Source organism: Streptomyces sp. NPDC044719, from assembly GCF_056433405.1.
This window is the reverse complement of sequence record NZ_JBWKHE010000003.1, coordinates 396,746-412,217: the sequence shown is the minus strand read 5'-3', so window position 1 is coordinate 412,217 and position 15,472 is coordinate 396,746. Positions and strand designations below refer to the sequence as shown.

Below are 15,472 nucleotides of genomic sequence, written 5' to 3'. Positions count from 1 at the left end.
GCCGGTGTCGTTCACGATCCACGGCGCGCGACCGCACGGAGGACCCACCGTTGAGATCGACGAGTACGTCCCCCTGACCATTCAGTGGCCGGGCTACGCACGCCTCCGGCAGGCGCCGCAGTCCATCGCTCTCGAGGTAGGGGCATCCTTGGTCGAGGTCAAGACAGACCGCGACAGCGGCGAGGTGGTGGAACTCGTACTGGTCGACGTCAGCCGGCCGGAAGACAGCGACGCCCCACTGCTCCTGCCCGGTGTCACTGAATCCGGTGTCCCACTGATGTCGTACGGCGAGTCCAGCCAGGGCAGCTCTGCGGGTGGGATTCACCTGTACACGGACGGGCTATGTGTTCGCTTCGGCCATGAGCCCGCGGCACGGGCAGTCGGTGACCCGACAGCAGTGTTCGGATTCTCGGAACTGGGACACCTGGTCGAGTTCGACGTGCGACTCGACCTCGAGCTCATGGCCCGACTACGCGCCGCGTGCGGCCTGGCCGGGTGATCCGTTCCTTCTCGTGCACATCGTGGGGAGAGTTGATCACCAGTCTGAGGAGGTCCTCGGACTGCGCTTCAGCGATCGCCCTGTAGCTGACCGCACATTGGCTGCGGACTGAGGCACCGCCCGGTGTTGTTGAACACGGGGCGGTGCCGCAATGGCGAGCGCGGTCACAGTCGCTTCACCGGACGCTCTGTGGCCGATTACGCTCGGCCTCCGTGTTTGTACGGGCGCCGTTTAGAGGACCGGGTAGCTGCCTGGACGATCGACTTCCCCAACACCGGCACCAGCGGCGACGCGGACACCCTCGCGTCGGTCGTCCTGGCCTGGGCACCGGACGCGAGCACGCTGTTCGCGATCTCGGAGAACGACAGCGACGTCTACTCGCTGCGCGTCTTCGACGCCGCCACGAAGACGGAGTAGGCCTCCGGAGAGACGGTGAGTATCCCGGCCTCGGGATTCTTGGAGTCACGCACACCGACGCCGAGCAGCCCGAGGTCGGCGACCTCGACACAATCGCCCCCGGTGCTTCCGCTGTACGACGACTTACGCCACGTCGCGCTCCTCAGCTGCTGGCTGGTCTCCATAGCGCTCCTCCATCACGTGGGCGATCAGGTCTGCCGAGTCCCGTACCGACAGGGCAGCAGCTCGCACTTGATCGTAATGGAGCCAACCTTCGCTGACACTATCCGGATTGGCCGTCATGTGCCCTTGGACGAAGTCCTCGGTGTAGACGATGTCAGGGTCGTCATCGAGGCGCAGGAGGTTGAAGGAGCCCTGCACACTCGGGTGCTCCCCCGCCGAGAACGGCAGCACCTGGATCTTCAAGCGCCTTTCGTTCCGGAAGCTCAACAGGTGCGCCAGTTGGTTTCGCATCACCTCCCGGCCACCCATGGGCCGGTACAGCACGGCCTCATCCAGCACCACCCACACCAGCGGCGGCTTCTCCTTCCGTAGGAGGCGTTGCCGCTCCATGCGGGCCTCGACCAACTCGTCGAGGTTCTCCGGTTGAACCGCGCCCAGCACCGCCCGTGCGTATGCCGGCGTCTGCAGGAGCCCGTACACCAACTGGCACTGGAACGTGCTGATGTAGGCCGCCCTCGCCTCCATCTCCGCATACGCCTGAAACCAGGCCGGGAGTTGGCTGCGCAACACCAACCCCACGAGCCTCGAAAAGCACCCGTCCGTCATCAGCGCCGCATCCGCCCGCTCCGCGAACTCCCTGGTCGGGACCTTGTGGGCCGTTTCGATCTGGCCGACGAGCGAACCCGTGCAGAAGATGCAGTCCCCGAGCTCCTTCTGGGACAGCCCCGCGCTCTCGCGGTAGCGGCGGAGCTCGGAGCCGAAGTAATCCAGCGGTGAGGCGGTGGGGTCGAGGCGGCGGATGTTGGGCATGGAGTGGTCACCCCCAGGTCAGAACGCGGCGCGGCGTTCATTTCGGTCCGTTGCCGAGCGTAGTCACTCGACTCCAGCCTGGAGGCATGGATCACGCAACCCACCAGCCCTGGCCAGGACTTGGCTCCCCGGGCTCCCGATACGGCACCGACTTCACGCTGGGTGAGCACAGCGCCCGGCATCTGCGCCGAATCCTCAGGGTGTATCTCATCGCCTGGGAGATGGCCGAGCTCTGTGACCCGGCCGGCCTCGCCCTCACCGAACTCGTCGCCAACGTCGTACGCCACACGCCCGACCGGCGCGCCGCGGTGCTGATGACGCGGTGGCCGGACGGGCGTGGGGTGCGGGTGGAGGTGACGGACGGATGCCCGCTACCGCCGCTGTCCACAGCTGTGGACGAACTCGCCGAGGGCGGACGCGGCGTGCTGATCGTCGACGCGGTCACGGACCGGTGGGGGTGGGATCCACTGCCCGACCGGCCTGGAAAAACCGTCTGGTTCGAATGCGATGTGAAGCCGGAAAAGAATAGGTGACTAGCGGGAATTCTCGCGTGCGCGAGAATCGTGAATATAGCGCCAACCGAAGTAGAAAACTCCGAGAGCCCCTGCCGCCGCGCCGACGCCGCACATCACCGTCGCCCACATGGCCATGTCCCGTGTGACCCACAGCAGACTCACCACGACCAGCGCCATGGAGAACAGCAGGCGTTCTCCATGGCCCGGGCCGCGACGGCCGGTCAGTCCCCGGTCGCCGTGCACTTGTACGTCACGCCCTTCATCCTGATGTCGCGGTACCCCACCTTCACGGTCGGGTTGGTGGGAGCGACGTCCGTGCCGCCGCCACCGCCGGTGTCCTTCTTGCGGCAGTAGTAGCCGAGCGCGTCGAGCTTCTTGATGTCGCTCATGGCCTGGTACTTCTTGTAGGACTTGATCATGGCCGCCCGCTTCTCCGCCGGTGTGGCCTCCTTCGCCTTCGTGTAGGCGTAGCACCCGATGCTGGCGCCGATCCCGACCCACGAGGCGCCCTTGGCCAGGGCCTTGGTGAGGCCCGCCGCGCCGCTGCCGATCCCCAGGACCGCACAGATCTCGTCCGCTCCGGCGCGAAGTTCCGGCTGGGCCGGAGCCGCTTGTGCCGACTGCGCTCCGGCAGCACACAGCGCGCCGGTCATGGCGAAGGCTATTACGGAAGAAATTCCCTTGCTTCGTACGCTCACGAAGTCCATCCCCGTTCCCCGTTTACTTCAATTGCATGGTCAGTGCGAAATTGAGGCTACCCACGGGGACACACGTACGCAATGGAGGAGTTGTGAACATCATTGGGAGGAGATTCAACCGGGTAAAACTTTTCTCAACGCCTCGTCAAGGCTTTTCGCTATCTCCGCGTCACCCGGCCGGCTTCCCCCCGGCCCCCGCGGAGGGCCGTACAGCGCGTCGAGTTCGGTGATGAGCGTGCGGTTCACCACGCCGTACAGGGGCGTGACCGGTCGGTGCACGGCCCCGCGCAGGGCCGGGTACAGGATGTCGCGGGAGTAACTGGTGCCGTCGGCGAAACGGTCGGGGGGCGTACGGACCGTGCTCTCGCCGGTGGGGGACGCCGAGGGCGACTCGGCGTACGCGCGGGCGTGCCGGCAGTCGGGGGCGGTGTTGGAGTCCTGGTAGGCGGAGGCGCGGGTCGCGGCGAACCCGGCGCGCAGCAGGCAGCGTTCGCTGTCCGGGTCGGTGAGGAACGCGATGAGTTCCTCGGCCTTCGCGGCCCGTTGCCCGGTCATGGACGAGGTGACGGCGAGGTTCTGGCCACCGAGCACCGCCTTGCCGGGCAGCCGGGCCACACCGAGCTTGTCCTTGAAGGTCTCGTAGAGGGTGGGATAGACGTACGGCCAGTGCCGCAGGAAGGTGGTGCGGCCCTCCGCGAAGGCGCTCAGCGACTCGGCCTCGCGGGACTCGTAGGCCTCCTCCAGCGTGTAGGGCTTCGCCGTACGCCCACGCAGCTCGGTCACACCCGCCGTCAACTGCTGTTCGGTCGCCACATACTTGCCGTCGCGGTCGGTCAGCTCGAAGTCCGGTACGGCCGAGGCGAACGCCTCGATCGCGTTGACGGTACGGCCCTCGTACGCGGCGAGCTGGGTGGTCCAGCCCGCGTTCTTGTCCTCGGGGTCGACCGCATCGATCAGTTCCCGCAGCTCGTCCCAGGTGACCTCGTCGCTGAGCTCGGTATGGGAGGCACTGGCCTTTTTCAGATGGTCCTTGCGGTAGTACAGCAGGCCCGCGTCGCTGTTGAAGGGGACCGCGTACCGCTCGCCGTCCCAGTACGACGTGCTGTCCACGGACGGGACGATGTCCTCGGGGGACTCGACGGCCGCGTCCGTCAGCGGGCGGATCAGGCCGGATTCGGCGAACTCCGGGATCCAGGTCACGTCGAGGTTCACCACGTCGTAGTCGGCGCCGCCGGACTGCAGGGCGCCGAGCAGCTGGCTGCGCTGCTGGTCGGCGGAGCCGGGCAGTTCCACCAGGCGGGCCCGGTAGCCGTGGCTGCCCTCCTTGGCGTTCCAGGCGTCGATGAGCTGCCGGCGGACGCCGTTCTTGCCCGTGACGTCCTGGCCGCTGGCCACCACGATCCGGGTGGAGGCGTCGGCACCCTGCGGCTGTTCCTGCCCCTCACCGCCGGTGCAGGAGGCGAGGGCGAGCAACGACAGCAGGGACAGCACGGCGGCGGGCAGGCGGCGGGCCGTCATTCCTCCCCCATTCCGACGCGGGCGACCTCGTCGTGCAGGGCGGGGACCAGGTCGTCCCCGGCGTCCAGGCAGCGGCCCCGGCTCGCCTCGGCGATGAGCCTGCCGGGGCGGCCGCTGTCGCAGGCCCCGCTGTTCAGGGTCACCATCGCCACGGGCACGCCCGCGGTCCCGGCCCGGTCGAGCACCTGCTTCAGCCGGTCCCCGGTCAGACGGGTGTCGTCCTCTCCGTCGGTGAGGTACACGATCAGCTGCGGCCTTTCGTCGTCGGCGCCGCGCTCCCGCATGAACGCCAGCGCGTCCAGCAGGGCGGCGGGCGGATCGGCCTCCGCGTCCCGCACCTTGGCGGCGTCGAGGTCCTCCTCGGCGTCCTTGCGGGCGTGTGTGCCGAAGCGCAGCAGCTCGGTGTGCGTACGGCCCTCGATGCCGTGCACGGCCCACATCCCGTACTGGTCCTCCCCGCCGAGCCCGGGCAGGGTCCGCTTCAGAATGCCGGGGCCGCCGCTGGGGCCGTCCCACAGACCGGCCATCGAGCCGGAGCTGTCGAGCAGGAAGAGCACCCGGCCGGGTCCGTGCGCGTTGCCGTACTGCTCCAGTGTCTCGTCCAGTCGCGACGGGTCGGCGGAATCCGCCGGGCGGACGGTGCCGGTCAGCCCGTCGGGAGCCGACTCGGTGTCGAGCAGAGCGCGTTCACCGCTCGCTGACCTGAAGCCCTGCTCGCCGAGCACCGCCCGGCCTTCCGCACTGGCCAGCCAGGTGCGGAAGCGGTTCGCCTCGTCGTCGCGCGCGTTCGCGTCCCGGTCGCCGTGATCCCAGCGCACCCGCACGAACGTCGGCTCCAGACCGGGTACGTCGTCGGGGTAGGCGGCGGTGCGCGGGACGCGTGTGACCGGGTGGCAGCCGACCCCGCTCCTGAGCAGGAACTCCGGGACCAGGGCCGCGCCGCGGTCGTCCACGGCGCCTACGTCGGGCAGCGTGCACAGCAGTTTGACGGCCGAGGGCTCGGGCCGCTCGGGCCGGGTGATGAGCCGCTCGGCACCGCGCGCGTCGTCCCCGTCGCCGTACAGGCCCACGGTCGCCAGCAGTGCCGATCCGGTGAAGCCGGGGTCGGGGCGGTGCACTTCGGCGGCGCCGGGCAGTCCTTCCAACGCGTCGACCAGCTCCGGCAGCGACCGCCCGGTGAGCTTCCCGAGGGGCCCGGCGAGGTCCTGCGGCACGGCCAGCACGACCGGCGAATACGCGAACGGCTCGGTGTCCGGCTCCAGCCGGGCGAAGACCCGGTCCTCCTGCGCGGCGGTGACGCGGCCGACGTCGGCTCCGGTCGCGGGGATCCACACGTCCGGCTGGGGGCCGATGTCCCGCTGCGGGTTGTCGTCCTCGCGCGGCTGCTGCCAGGTGTCGGTCCGCTCGCCCAGCGCGCTCACCACGGCGGCGGCACCGGCGCTGTAGACGGTGACGCCGCCGCGCCGGCAGCCGTCGTCCGTGGTGTTCGTGTCCGAGGCGAAGTAGGCGTCCGCGACGGCCTGCATCGCCGGTTCCAGGTCGGGGTCGGTCAGCACGCGCAGCTCCAGGGCCGGCGCGCAGGTCCCGGAATCGCCGATGAGGGCGAAGATCCCGTAGCCGCCGGCACCGGTGGCGAGCAGGGCCAGCAGGACGGTGAGCAGGGTCCTGCCGAGCCGGTCGACGATGGCCCGGACACTGTTGGCCGCGCGTCTGAGCAGGCGTGACCGGCGCGGGCGGGACGGGAGGCCGGGCCTCGGCGGCGGGGGAGGGGCCGGAGGTTCGGGCGCGGGCTCGTACACAGGCGCATGCGAGGGCACCGGCCGCGCCGCCAGCAGGATGTCCGCGTCCGGGTCCCACGGAGGAGCCAGTGCCTGCGGTATCTGCGGGTCGTCCTCCTCCGCCTTGTAACCCGCCTCGTCCATCCGCTGCTTCAGCGTGGGGTACAGCTCGGAGAGCCACACCTCCCCGCCCTCGTCGAGGACTTGCGCCAGCTCGCGGGTGAACGGCGTCGCGACGTCGGCGTCCCCGCCCAGGATGCAGCGGTTGGGCTGGACGCTCATCAGGAGCAGGACCTTCTCCCTGTTCCCCTCCGGGTCGGCGAAGCGGTGCCAGATCTCCGCCGCGTGGCCCGCGTAGCAGCAGTCCAGGATCACCAGCACCTTCTCGGCACGGCTCTCGGCGACGCAGATCTCGCTCAGCACCTCGGCGAAACTCACCGCACCGGGCAACTCGCCCGCGAGCACCCGCGCGGTGCGCATCTGGAGGTACAGCTCGCCGCCGGACGTGTTCACGACGGCGTGCCCGGCGAAGTAGAGCAGCAGCAGGCCCTCCGCCTCGCTCACGGCGCGGTGCAGCGCGCCGGTGAAGTCGTGCTGGGACGGGGAGGGCAGCACCGTGACCTCACCCGCGCCGAACACCCGGCCCCGGTAGAGGGCGTCCTCGAGTGTCGTCCGGTTGTGCCGCACGGCGGGAAGCTGGCCGGTCACGCCATACGGAGCCGGTGCCGTGTGGTCGTACTCGGACACACCGACGAGCAGCGCCCGGTTCACTCGGCCGCGCGGGTCGAAGCGGCTCACCGGGCTACGACCCGTCGGAGCCCAGCGGACGGATCTCCGAATCGGGTTCGCCGCCCTGGAGCCTGCGGCGGTTGTTCTTCCAGGTCTTCACCGCGCGGGCGGTGTACTCGGTCAGCGCCACGACCGTCGCGACGTTACCGAGCAGTTGGAGGACGAGCTCGATGTCGGGTCCCAGACGCCCCTTGGGCCCGTCCGTGCTGGTCCGCTCCTCGATGCGCAGCTGCTCGGCGGAGAGCAGCTGTTCCAGCGGTTCGTCCCGCTCCAGCCATGCCCGCAGGGCTCTGACATCGTCCACGGTCGCGCCGGCGCCCAGCCGGACGCGTACACCTAAGACAGCCACTTCGTCCCCCTCTGTCATACCCGACATCATGACACCGGGTCAGGCCCCGAGGGCAGACCTTTGACACGAACCGCGCAAGCGATCGCACGCCCTTTTCACGCCGAGCGCACCCGGCGCACGGGTGCTCAGCCCTGGGTCTGGAGCTGGCGCAGCTGCCGCTGGACGTGGTCGAGCGCCCCCTCGCGCCGCCCGGGCACCCGCCCCCGCAACTCGGCGAGCCCGGCACCCAGGTCACGTGCCTGCGCGGGGTCGGATATCTGGCCCCACTGGTGGTGGGCCCGGTCGACGGCCGACTCGACGGCGGGCGCGTCCACCGCCTGCCCGGCGTTCAGCCGGACGGTGGCCACCGCCAGCCAGGTGCGGCAGCTGCGGGCCGCGTCCCCGGCGAACATCGCCAGGTCGGCCCGGACCTCGGCCCAGTGCAGGGCCTCTTCGGAGGCGGGTCCGTGCGCGGCGACGGCGGCCTGCTCGTGCCGGGCGGCGAGCGCGTCGGCGTCCTGGTGCCGGCCGGCCTGGACGGCGGCGGTGATGGCGGTGTGCGGATCGCCGCTCACCGGCCCCTGCGCGCTGACCACGATGTCCCGGCCGGCGCTCTCCTGCGCGATCCGGGCCAGCGCCTGCTGGTGCAGCTGCTCCGGCGGCGGGCGGAACCCGCTGCGCAGGATCGTCGCCACGGCCTTCATGTACGCCGGTACCGCGACCGTGCGCCGGGACGGCGGTGGTGCGATGCGCCCGTGGACGGCGGTGCCGCGGCCCGAGTCCAGAGGGGTGCTCCGCAGCAGCTCCCAGGTCTCGGCGTCCGCGTGCAGGTCGAGCACGAGCGTGGTCGCCCCGGCGGGTCTGAGCCGCAGTTCCTCCCGGAACCAGTGCCAGGGGAAGGCCGTGTAGCGCACGGTCGGGGCGGTGGTGCGGGCCAGCGCGAGGTGCGGCAGGCGCTGCTTGCGGTCGAGCTGGAGCTGTCCGGTGACGTACACGGTGAGCGGGCCGGGGGCCGTGGCGGCGGCGCGGAGCCGGGTGAGGACGGCCTGCGGATCCAGCGGGTCGGCGAGTTCGACGACGTTCGCGGTGTCCGTGCCGGACAGCACGGCGGGCGGCACGGCGGCGAGGACGGGGAGCACGGAGGCGGCGTCCACCAGGCGCCCCTTGCCCAGCGGCGAGGCCGCCAGCAGCAGCACGGTTCCGGGCATCTCTTCCCCTCCCCCGGTCGATCAGGTACGGCAGCACCGTAACCTCTGCGGCTGCAAACGAGGGCCTGAGGGCCGTAAACCTCCGCTTTCGAGGGGCTTCGCCCGCCGACTTGCCAGCCGCTGCCGGGCGGTGTGCCCTGGTAGGCAGGGGCAGGGAGAGAGAGGAGCACTCTCATGGCTCATGCGGCACCCGCCTCACGCAAGGTGACCAGGCAGCTCACGCAGCGCCGTACACCCGATGTCTTCAGCGCGCGGACCCACGCGATGGCCAGGGTCGGGGTTCCCCTCGCCCTCGGGCTCGTCTACGGCTACTGGGCCGCGGCCAACCGGCGCTACGGCGGGCCCATCACGGGCTGGAACCTGCTGTTCGGCTTCGTCACCGCGCTCGTGTTCGCCGTGCTGTTCGCCGCCGTGTGGCATTTCGGCCCGCGGCTGCGACGCGAACTGCACGCGGCGCTCTGGTTCGCCTTCACGGGCTGCGCGACCGGCTTCCTCATCAGCCAGTCCGGCTTGTCCGTGCTGTGGTCCATGTGGCTGGGCATAGCGGCCGGGGCGGGTGTCCTCTTGATCATGTTCTACCGCTACTACACGCACGAGGACGCCTCGGGACACCGCATCGACTGACCGGGTCCGGTCGTCCCGGGGGTGCGCTCGTTCGGCTTGACATATGAGGCCGATTGCAGTCACACCGGGCGCGGAGCGGGCCCGTGGCGGCTTGCCTGGGAGGGTGCCCGAGCGCGACCGGGCGCCCGTACCCGAGCAGGCGCCCCCACGACTGCGGAACGCCCTGTCGGCCGTTCTGCTGGCTCTCGCGTGCCTGCTCGTACCGTTCGGGGCGCTCGCGTCCTGGGCGGCGCACGGGCTGACCGACACCGGCCGCTACGTCCGTACGATGGCTCCGCTCGCGGCCGACCCGGACGTGCAGCGCGCGGTCGCGGACGCCGTCGGGGACGGCATCATGCGGGAGGCGGGGCACGAGCTCGACACCGGCTCCCTGCGCGGCGCGGTCGGCCCCTTCGTGCACGACGCGGCGCGTTCCTTCACCCGCACCGAGGCGTTCCGCGCCGCCTGGGACGCGGCGAACCAGGCCCTCCACGCCGCCGTGCTGCACGCCCTGCGCGACGACGAGACGCACGCGGCCGCGGTCACGGTCGACCTCGCCCCGGTCGTCGCCCGGGTCAAACGCCAACTCGCCGACGACAACGTGTCGTTCGCCCACCGCATCCCGGTCGCCCACGCCCGGGTCCCGGTGCTCCCGGCCGGGGACGTGGACCGACTGCGCAGGGGATACGACGTGCTGGACACCGCCGCCTTCTGGCTGCCGCTCACCGCCGCAATCCTGGCCGTCGCCGGGATCGCCGTCGCCGCCTGCCGCCGCCGCGCGGTCACCGCCCTCGGCCTCGGCACGGCCCTGGGCGGCGGGCTGCTGGTCCTCGCCGTGGCGATCGGCCGCCGCCTCACCCTCGCCGACCTGCCCGACGCGCTCCACCGCCCCGCGGTGGGCGCGGTCTACGACGCCCTCACGACCACCCTGCGCACGGTCTCCTGGCTACTCCTCGCCCTCGGCCTGACGGTGGCCCTCACCTCATGGCTCACCGGCCGCTGCCTCGCCGCGCGGCGACGCGGGCGAGGGTCCGCAGTGCCCGCCGCAGATCCCCCTCCGGAGCCGACGCGAGCCCGAGCCTGACGGCGTCGGGCGTGTGGCCGGGGGCGACGGCGAAGGCGGGGCCGGGCGTGACGGCGATGCCGTGCGCCGCGGCGGCGGCCGTGAAGGTGTCGGCACGCCACGGGGCGGGCAGCTCCCACCAGGCGAAGTAGGCGCGCGGGTCGGACCGTACGGCGAAGCCGGAGAGTTCCTCGGCGAGGATCCGCTGCCGCCGCGCCGCGTCCGCCCGCTTGGCCTCCACCAGCCGCGCCACCGTCCCCTCCGCGGCCCAGCGCACCGCCGCCTCCAGCGCGAACCGCCCCGCGCTCCAGCCGCCCGACCGCACGGCGTCGGCCACGGCACCGACCCGCTGCGGCGGCACGACGAGGAACCCGACGGTGAGCCCGGGGGCGATCCGCTTGGAGAGCCCGTCGACGACATGGGCCAGGGCCGGGGCATGGGCGGCCAGAGGATCACCCGTCCCGTGCCGCTCACCCGACCCGTGCAGGAAGGACCAGATGCGGTCCTCCACGATCGGGAGGTTCAAGTGGTGGATCAGCTGGGCGAGTTGCAGCCGCCGTGTCCGGCTCGTCGTCAGGGACGTCGGATTGTGCAGCGTCGGCTGCAGGTACAGGGCGGACAGCGGTGCCGTGCGGTGCGCGGCCGCGACGGCCTCCGGGAGCAGCCCGGCCGGGTCACCGGCCAGCGGCACCAGGGTGATGCCCAGCCGGGCCGCGATCTCCTTGACCAGCGGATACGTCAGCTGCTCCACGCCGACCCGGCCGCCCGGCCGGACCAGGGAGGCCAGGACGGCGGCGATGGCCTGGCGGGCGTTGCCGGTGAACAGCAGCCGGTCCGGGGCGGGGCGCCAGCCGGGTGTGGCGAGGAGGGCGGCCGCGGCCTCCCGGGCCCCCGCGGTGCCGGTGGCGGCGGCCGGCAGCAAGGCCTCGGCCAGCACGTCGGGACGCAGCAGCGGCGCGAGGACGGGGGCGAGCAGCTCCGGCTGGCCGGGGGCGCTGGGGTAGTTGAGCTCCAGGTTGACGGGCGCGTCGGCCGGGCCGGGCTCGGCGAGCGCCCGCCCCGCCGGGACCGCCGGTCCGGCCCGTACGAAGGTGCCGCGCCCCACCTCGCCGACGACCAGCCCGCGCCGGACGAGTTCGCTGTACACCCGGCCGGCCGTCGACGGGGCGATCCCGCGGCGCCGCGCGAACGCCCTTTGCGGCGGCAGCCGTTGACCGGGCCGGAGCCGTCCGGTGGCGATGTCGTCGGCGATCCTGTCGGCGATACGCCGGTAGTCACCCATCGGTTCGGTCTCCCCCTTGGATTGCACCGAGAGCAAAGATCTTATTGCACCGAGTAATGGGGCGGCCTAGGGTCGTCCTCATGGCACCCTTCCTCGCATACGAGGACAAAGGCCCCGAGAACGCCGGGCAGCCGCTTGTCCCCAAGGTTCCCCTGGTTCTCGTCCACGGCCACCCCTTCGACCGCACGATGTGGACCCCGCAGCTCGAGACGTTCTCGGCGGACCGCCGGGTCGTCGCCCCCGACCTGCGCGGCTACGGCGCCTCTCCGGTCACCCCCGCCCTCACGGACTTCTCCGGATTCGCCCGGGACATCGAGGCCCTGCTGGACGAGCTGAGGGTGGAGTCGTTCGTCCTGGCGGGCCTGTCGATGGGCGGCCAGATCGCGATGGACTGCTACCGCCTGTTCCCCGAGCGCGTCAGCGGCCTGGTCCTCGCGGACACCTTCCCGTCGGCGGAGACCCCTCAGGGCGTCCGCACCCGCGACGCCATGGCGGACCGTCTCCTGACGGAGGGCATGCGCGGCTACGCCGACGAGGTCCTGGAGCGGATGGTCGCCCCGTACGCCCCCGCCGAGGTCAAGGCCCACGTCCACCGCATGATGACCGCCACCGCACCCGAGGGCGCCGCAGCCGCCCTGCGCGCCCGCGCCCGCCGCCCCGGCTACGACGACCTGCTGCCCCGTGTCTCCGTCCCGGCCCTGGTCGTCGTGGGTGCGGACGACTCCTTCACACCGGTCTCCGACGCCCTGGCCATGCACACGGCCCTCCCGGACTCGGCGCTGCACATCATCGACGGCGCGGCCCACATGCCGAACCTGGAACGCCCGGACGTGTTCGACCGGGCGCTGGGGGAATTCCTGGCCCGCGTCGACGTACGGCAACCTTCCTCCGCCCCACCCCGTCTTTGAGGGAGGATGCGGGCGAACCACCCCGCGAACGGAAGGCCGGCCTGTGAACACCGCCGCTGCCGAGTGGACCGCCACGGACGACGGGCCGGAGGACCGCCCGCCCGGGCGGAGGTTCGGCGCGGGGTTCGCCTTCCTTCTGCTCGCGGGTGTGAGCGTGGTCGTCGGCTTCCGCACCGCCGACAGCGACGGCATGACACCCGTCCCGCAGCTCCTCGCCTTCCTCCCCTGGCTGCTCGCGCCCACCGGCCTGGCGCTGCTGCTCACCCTGCGCTCCCGCTGGTGGCTGGGAACGGTCTGGGGAGTCGCCGTGCTCGGCCTGCTGGCCTGGTTCATCGAACCGTACGGCAAGGTCGACGACCCGGCGGGCCGCCCGGTCGCCGACCTGCGCGTGCTGACCTCGAACGTCGAGTTCGGGCAGGGCACCGGCTCCCTGGTCGCCGCCGTCCGCCGCGAGAAACCGGACATCGTCTTCGTGCAGGAGTGCGACTACGACTGTGACGCGCGGCTGAAGAAGGACCTCTCCCAGGACTTCCCGCACCGCAGCGCTGTCGAGGGCGGCGGCTCCGAGGGCTCCGCCATCCTCAGCCGCTTCCCGCTCCGGCCCACCGCCGGCGTCCCCGGCACCATGGGCATGCCCGGGGCGGTCGCCGACGTGGACGGGCACGCCGTACGGCTCCAGCTCGCCCACCCCATGCCCCCGCTGCCCGGGCAGGTGGACCTCTGGAAGCGGGAGCTCGGGGCCGTACGCGCCGCTGCCGTCACCGACCGCGGCACCCCGCTCGTCCTGGCCGGCGACTTCAACGCCTCCCAGGACCACGCCGCCTTCCGCCGCATCCTCGACACCGGCCTGCGCGACGCCTCCCGCCTGGACGGCGCCGACCGCACGGCCACCTGGCCGGCCCTGACCGCCCCGACGCTCGGCGCCCAGATCGACCATGTGCTGGTGTCGCGGGACTTCGCGGCCCGCGACACCCGCGTCCTGGACCTGGCCGACACGGACCACCGATCGGTGATCACCGACCTGACGCTGCATCAGCGCCCTGAGGGTGAGTCCTAGCGTCCGGACTTCTCCAGGGCCTTGTCCATCGCCGCCGCGAAGCCGTTGGCCCAGAGCTGGTTCACCCGGGAGCGCTCAGCGGCGTTCGGAACGGCGTTGGTGCAGGACGTGCCGGGCCCGCCACCGGACATCAGCTCGCTGCACGGGCCCGAGTAGTGGTCGGGCAGACCGAGGACGTGACCGGTCTCGTGGGCGGTGACCCGCGTGGAGTCGTACTGCTGGTTCTGCCTGTAGTCGAGGAAGATGTAGCCGCTGCCGTGCCCGTCGGTGGAGGCGTACGAGCCACGGGAGTCATTGCCCTCCCGATAGCTGAAGTCGGCGGAGGACGCGGACCCCGACTGGAGTCTCACGTTCGACACCGAGCTGTTCCATATCTGGGTGCTGCGCGCTATCTGGGAGCTGAACGTGGGCGCACGGGACGCGTCGTAGACGACGGTGACGGCCGCGGTGGAGCTCGGGTTGGCGGCGCGCTTCTCGGCGACGGACTTCAGGACGGCCTCGAAGAAGGCCCTGCTGGCGTCGGATTCGGCGGACTGGGCGACGTACCCGGCGTGCGGGGCCGTGGCAGGGGCAGCCGCGGCGGGAACCGTCGTACCGAAGCCGACCGTCGCGAGGCCGAGGCCGAGAACCGCCAGGGCGGACGTGGACTTTCGCATGGAGACTCCTTGGTGGGGGTGAGTCGTCACCGGTGAGTCTCGATGCCTGTGCGGCGCCTGTGATGATGGCAGCCGGGGATAGGACAGTACTATTGACTGCCCAATTCACATGCTTTAGCGGTGAATTATGTGGCTGGTTAGCGACGCGATTCCGCCTTAGCCTCACGGAGCATGGAGCTCGAGGTGAGGCACCTCCGCGCGCTGTGCGCCATAGCCGACACCGGCAGTCTGCACCGCGCCGCCCGGCACCTGGGCGTCGCCCAGCCATCGTTGAGCACACAACTGCGCCGCATCGAGCAGGAGCTGGGCGGCCCGCTGTTCCTGCGCGCCCGCACCGGATGCCGCCCCACCCCGCTGGGCCGGCTGGTCCTGAGCCGCGCCCGTCCGCTGCTGACCGAGATGCGCCTGCTGGTGGTCGAGGCGAGGGCGGCGGCCGCCGACGGCACCGAGCTCCGTATCGGCTCGACGGCGAGCAAGGCCCTGGCGGGCTGGCTGCGCCGGCTGCGCGCCCACGGCCAGAACCCCACCCTCCATATGAACGTCTCCGCGAACGCCCTGCTCCGCATGGTCGTGGACGGCCAGCTCGACGTCGCCTTCGTGCACGAGGTGGAGGGCTGCCCGCTGCGGATCCCCGCCGAACTCCGGCTGCGCGTCCTGGTCGAACGCGAGCCGCAGTGCGTGTCGCTGCCCGTCGACCACCCGGCGGCCGGAAAACCCGAGGTCGACCTGCGCGACCTGGCCGGTGACCGCTGGATGATCGACCCGACGGTCGACGGCGAATGGGACGCCGTCCAGCGGATGTTCCGGGCCGCCGGCGTCAGCCCGCACGTCCTGCACGGCGACTACCACACGGCCGACGCCCTGGTCGCGACCGGCGAGGTCGTCACCGTGTGCCAGCCGACCCGCGCCCCCCGCCCCGACATGGCGGTACGCCGCATCAAGGGCGACCCTCTCGGCGTACGGCTGCTCGTCGCGGCTCGTACGGAGACGGCCCTGGCCGGGGTCTGCCCCGCGCTGGAGGAGGCGTACGGGGAGGTGGCGCGGCAGGCACCGGCGTACCGGGAATGGCCGGCCCGGGACTGGCCGGACGAGAAGCGGGAGGACCGGAAGCGGGCGGAACCCGACGGCCCGCACAGACCGCCGAGCCCGGCCCTCCCCTGATCCTCCCCTGACCCTCTCGA

General features: G+C 71.7%; 17 protein-coding genes. 8 read left to right on the top strand and 9 right to left on the bottom strand.

Annotation, left to right across the window (positions count from 1 at the left end):
- The first annotated feature begins 4 nt into the window (after positions 1–4).
- Complete coding sequence (locus AC07DF_RS13400; protein ID WP_478970112.1) at positions 5–499, top strand: hypothetical protein; 495 nt, start codon at positions 5–7, stop codon at positions 497–499.
- Positions 500–715: 216 nt separating this feature from the next.
- Positions 716–916, top strand: coding sequence for a hypothetical protein (locus AC07DF_RS13395; RefSeq protein ID WP_478970110.1), 201 nt, complete (start codon positions 716–718; stop codon positions 914–916).
- Here AC07DF_RS13395 and AC07DF_RS13390 read toward each other — a convergent pair.
- Together AC07DF_RS13390 and AC07DF_RS13385 are read right to left on the bottom strand one after the other, a co-directional pair.
- Positions 874–1,080 (bottom strand): DUF397 domain-containing protein, encoded by a 207-nt coding sequence (locus AC07DF_RS13390; RefSeq protein ID WP_478970108.1) that lies wholly within the window; start codon positions 1,078–1,080, stop codon positions 874–876. The two genes, AC07DF_RS13395 and AC07DF_RS13390, sit on opposite strands and share 43 nt — an antisense overlap.
- Entirely contained in the window at positions 1,040–1,888 is an 849-nt protein-coding gene (locus tag AC07DF_RS13385) for a helix-turn-helix domain-containing protein (protein ID WP_478970106.1), read from the bottom strand. The genes AC07DF_RS13390 and AC07DF_RS13385 overlap by 41 nt, the downstream gene beginning before the upstream one ends.
- Before the next feature lie 86 nt (positions 1,889–1,974).
- Between AC07DF_RS13385 and AC07DF_RS13380 the strand changes: the two genes are divergently transcribed.
- Positions 1,975–2,421 (top strand): ATP-binding protein, encoded by a 447-nt coding sequence (locus tag AC07DF_RS13380; protein ID WP_478970104.1) that lies wholly within the window; start codon positions 1,975–1,977, stop codon positions 2,419–2,421.
- A gap of 203 nt (positions 2,422–2,624) precedes the next feature.
- On the opposite strand, the gene AC07DF_RS13375 is transcribed toward AC07DF_RS13380, so the two are convergent.
- From AC07DF_RS13375 to AC07DF_RS13355, 5 genes are all read right to left on the bottom strand, one after another.
- Positions 2,625–3,056, bottom strand: a complete 432-nt coding sequence (locus AC07DF_RS13375; protein ID WP_478970102.1) for a hypothetical protein — start codon at positions 3,054–3,056, stop codon at positions 2,625–2,627.
- A 159-nt stretch (positions 3,057–3,215) separates the two neighbouring features.
- Positions 3,216–4,619, bottom strand: a complete 1,404-nt coding sequence (locus AC07DF_RS13370) for an extracellular solute-binding protein (protein WP_478970100.1) — start codon at positions 4,617–4,619, stop codon at positions 3,216–3,218.
- The gene (locus AC07DF_RS13365; protein WP_478970098.1) at positions 4,616–7,195 is read right to left on the bottom strand and encodes a substrate-binding domain-containing protein; all 2,580 of its coding nucleotides are present in this window, start codon (positions 7,193–7,195) and stop codon (positions 4,616–4,618) included. The genes AC07DF_RS13370 and AC07DF_RS13365 overlap by 4 nt, the downstream gene beginning before the upstream one ends.
- Positions 7,196–7,199: 4 nt before the next feature.
- Positions 7,200–7,535, bottom strand: coding sequence for a hypothetical protein (locus tag AC07DF_RS13360; protein WP_478970096.1), 336 nt, complete (start codon positions 7,533–7,535; stop codon positions 7,200–7,202).
- A 125-nt stretch (positions 7,536–7,660) separates the two neighbouring features.
- Positions 7,661–8,722: a serine/threonine-protein kinase gene (locus AC07DF_RS13355; RefSeq protein WP_478970094.1), complete on the bottom strand. Its 1,062-nt coding sequence runs from the start codon at positions 8,720–8,722 to the stop codon at positions 7,661–7,663.
- Positions 8,723–8,896: 174 nt separating this feature from the next.
- On the opposite strand from AC07DF_RS13355, the gene AC07DF_RS13350 reads away from it, so the two are divergent.
- On the top strand, positions 8,897–9,346 hold the full coding sequence (locus tag AC07DF_RS13350; RefSeq protein WP_478970092.1) for a hypothetical protein: 450 nt from the start codon (positions 8,897–8,899) through the stop codon (positions 9,344–9,346).
- 103 nt (positions 9,347–9,449) lie between these two features.
- A complete protein-coding gene (locus AC07DF_RS13345) occupies positions 9,450–10,409 on the top strand; it encodes a hypothetical protein (RefSeq protein ID WP_478970090.1) in 960 nt (319 codons plus the stop codon).
- On the opposite strand, the gene AC07DF_RS13340 is transcribed toward AC07DF_RS13345, so the two are convergent.
- Positions 10,315–11,670 carry an aminotransferase-like domain-containing protein gene (locus tag AC07DF_RS13340; protein ID WP_478970088.1) on the bottom strand — a complete coding sequence of 452 codons (1,356 nt, stop codon included), beginning with the start codon at positions 11,668–11,670 and terminating at the stop codon, positions 10,315–10,317. The genes AC07DF_RS13345 and AC07DF_RS13340 overlap by 95 nt on opposite strands.
- An 80-nt stretch (positions 11,671–11,750) precedes the next feature.
- On the opposite strand from AC07DF_RS13340, the gene AC07DF_RS13335 reads away from it, so the two are divergent.
- Positions 11,751–12,578, top strand: coding sequence for an alpha/beta fold hydrolase (locus tag AC07DF_RS13335; protein WP_478970086.1), 828 nt, complete (start codon positions 11,751–11,753; stop codon positions 12,576–12,578).
- A gap of 43 nt (positions 12,579–12,621) precedes the next feature.
- Entirely contained in the window at positions 12,622–13,635 is a 1,014-nt protein-coding gene (locus AC07DF_RS13330; RefSeq protein ID WP_478970084.1) for an endonuclease/exonuclease/phosphatase family protein, read from the top strand.
- Here AC07DF_RS13330 and snpA read toward each other — a convergent pair.
- Positions 13,632–14,291 (bottom strand): snapalysin, encoded by a 660-nt coding sequence (gene snpA, locus AC07DF_RS13325; RefSeq protein WP_478970082.1) that lies wholly within the window; start codon positions 14,289–14,291, stop codon positions 13,632–13,634. The genes AC07DF_RS13330 and snpA overlap by 4 nt on opposite strands.
- A 171-nt stretch (positions 14,292–14,462) precedes the next feature.
- On the opposite strand from snpA, the gene AC07DF_RS13320 reads away from it, so the two are divergent.
- A complete protein-coding gene (locus AC07DF_RS13320; RefSeq protein WP_478970080.1) occupies positions 14,463–15,452 on the top strand; it encodes a LysR family transcriptional regulator in 990 nt (329 codons plus the stop codon).
- The last annotated feature ends 20 nt before the right edge of the window (positions 15,453–15,472 follow it).

Bases quoted from the DNA above. Each gene is read 5' to 3' on its own strand.
- AC07DF_RS13390 (WP_478970108.1), bottom strand. From the start codon at position 1,080: ATGGAGACCAGCCAGCAGCTGAGGAGCGCGACGTGGCGTAAGTCGTCG.
- AC07DF_RS13385 (WP_478970106.1), bottom strand. From the start codon at position 1,888: ATGCCCAACATCCGCCGCCTCGACCCCACCGCCTCACCGCTGGATTAC.
- AC07DF_RS13380 (WP_478970104.1), top strand. From the start codon at position 1,975: ATGGATCACGCAACCCACCAGCCCTGGCCAGGACTTGGCTCCCCGGGC.
- AC07DF_RS13375 (WP_478970102.1), bottom strand. From the start codon at position 3,056: ATGACCGGCGCGCTGTGTGCTGCCGGAGCGCAGTCGGCACAAGCGGCT.
- AC07DF_RS13370 (WP_478970100.1), bottom strand. From the start codon at position 4,619: ATGACGGCCCGCCGCCTGCCCGCCGCCGTGCTGTCCCTGCTGTCGTTG.
- AC07DF_RS13355 (WP_478970094.1), bottom strand. From the start codon at position 8,722: ATGCCCGGAACCGTGCTGCTGCTGGCGGCCTCGCCGCTGGGCAAGGGG.
- AC07DF_RS13350 (WP_478970092.1), top strand. From the start codon at position 8,897: ATGGCTCATGCGGCACCCGCCTCACGCAAGGTGACCAGGCAGCTCACG.
- AC07DF_RS13340 (WP_478970088.1), bottom strand. From the start codon at position 11,670: ATGGGTGACTACCGGCGTATCGCCGACAGGATCGCCGACGACATCGCC.
- AC07DF_RS13335 (WP_478970086.1), top strand. From the start codon at position 11,751: ATGGCACCCTTCCTCGCATACGAGGACAAAGGCCCCGAGAACGCCGGG.
- snpA (WP_478970082.1), bottom strand. From the start codon at position 14,291: ATGCGAAAGTCCACGTCCGCCCTGGCGGTTCTCGGCCTCGGCCTCGCG.
- AC07DF_RS13320 (WP_478970080.1), top strand. From the start codon at position 14,463: ATGGAGCTCGAGGTGAGGCACCTCCGCGCGCTGTGCGCCATAGCCGAC.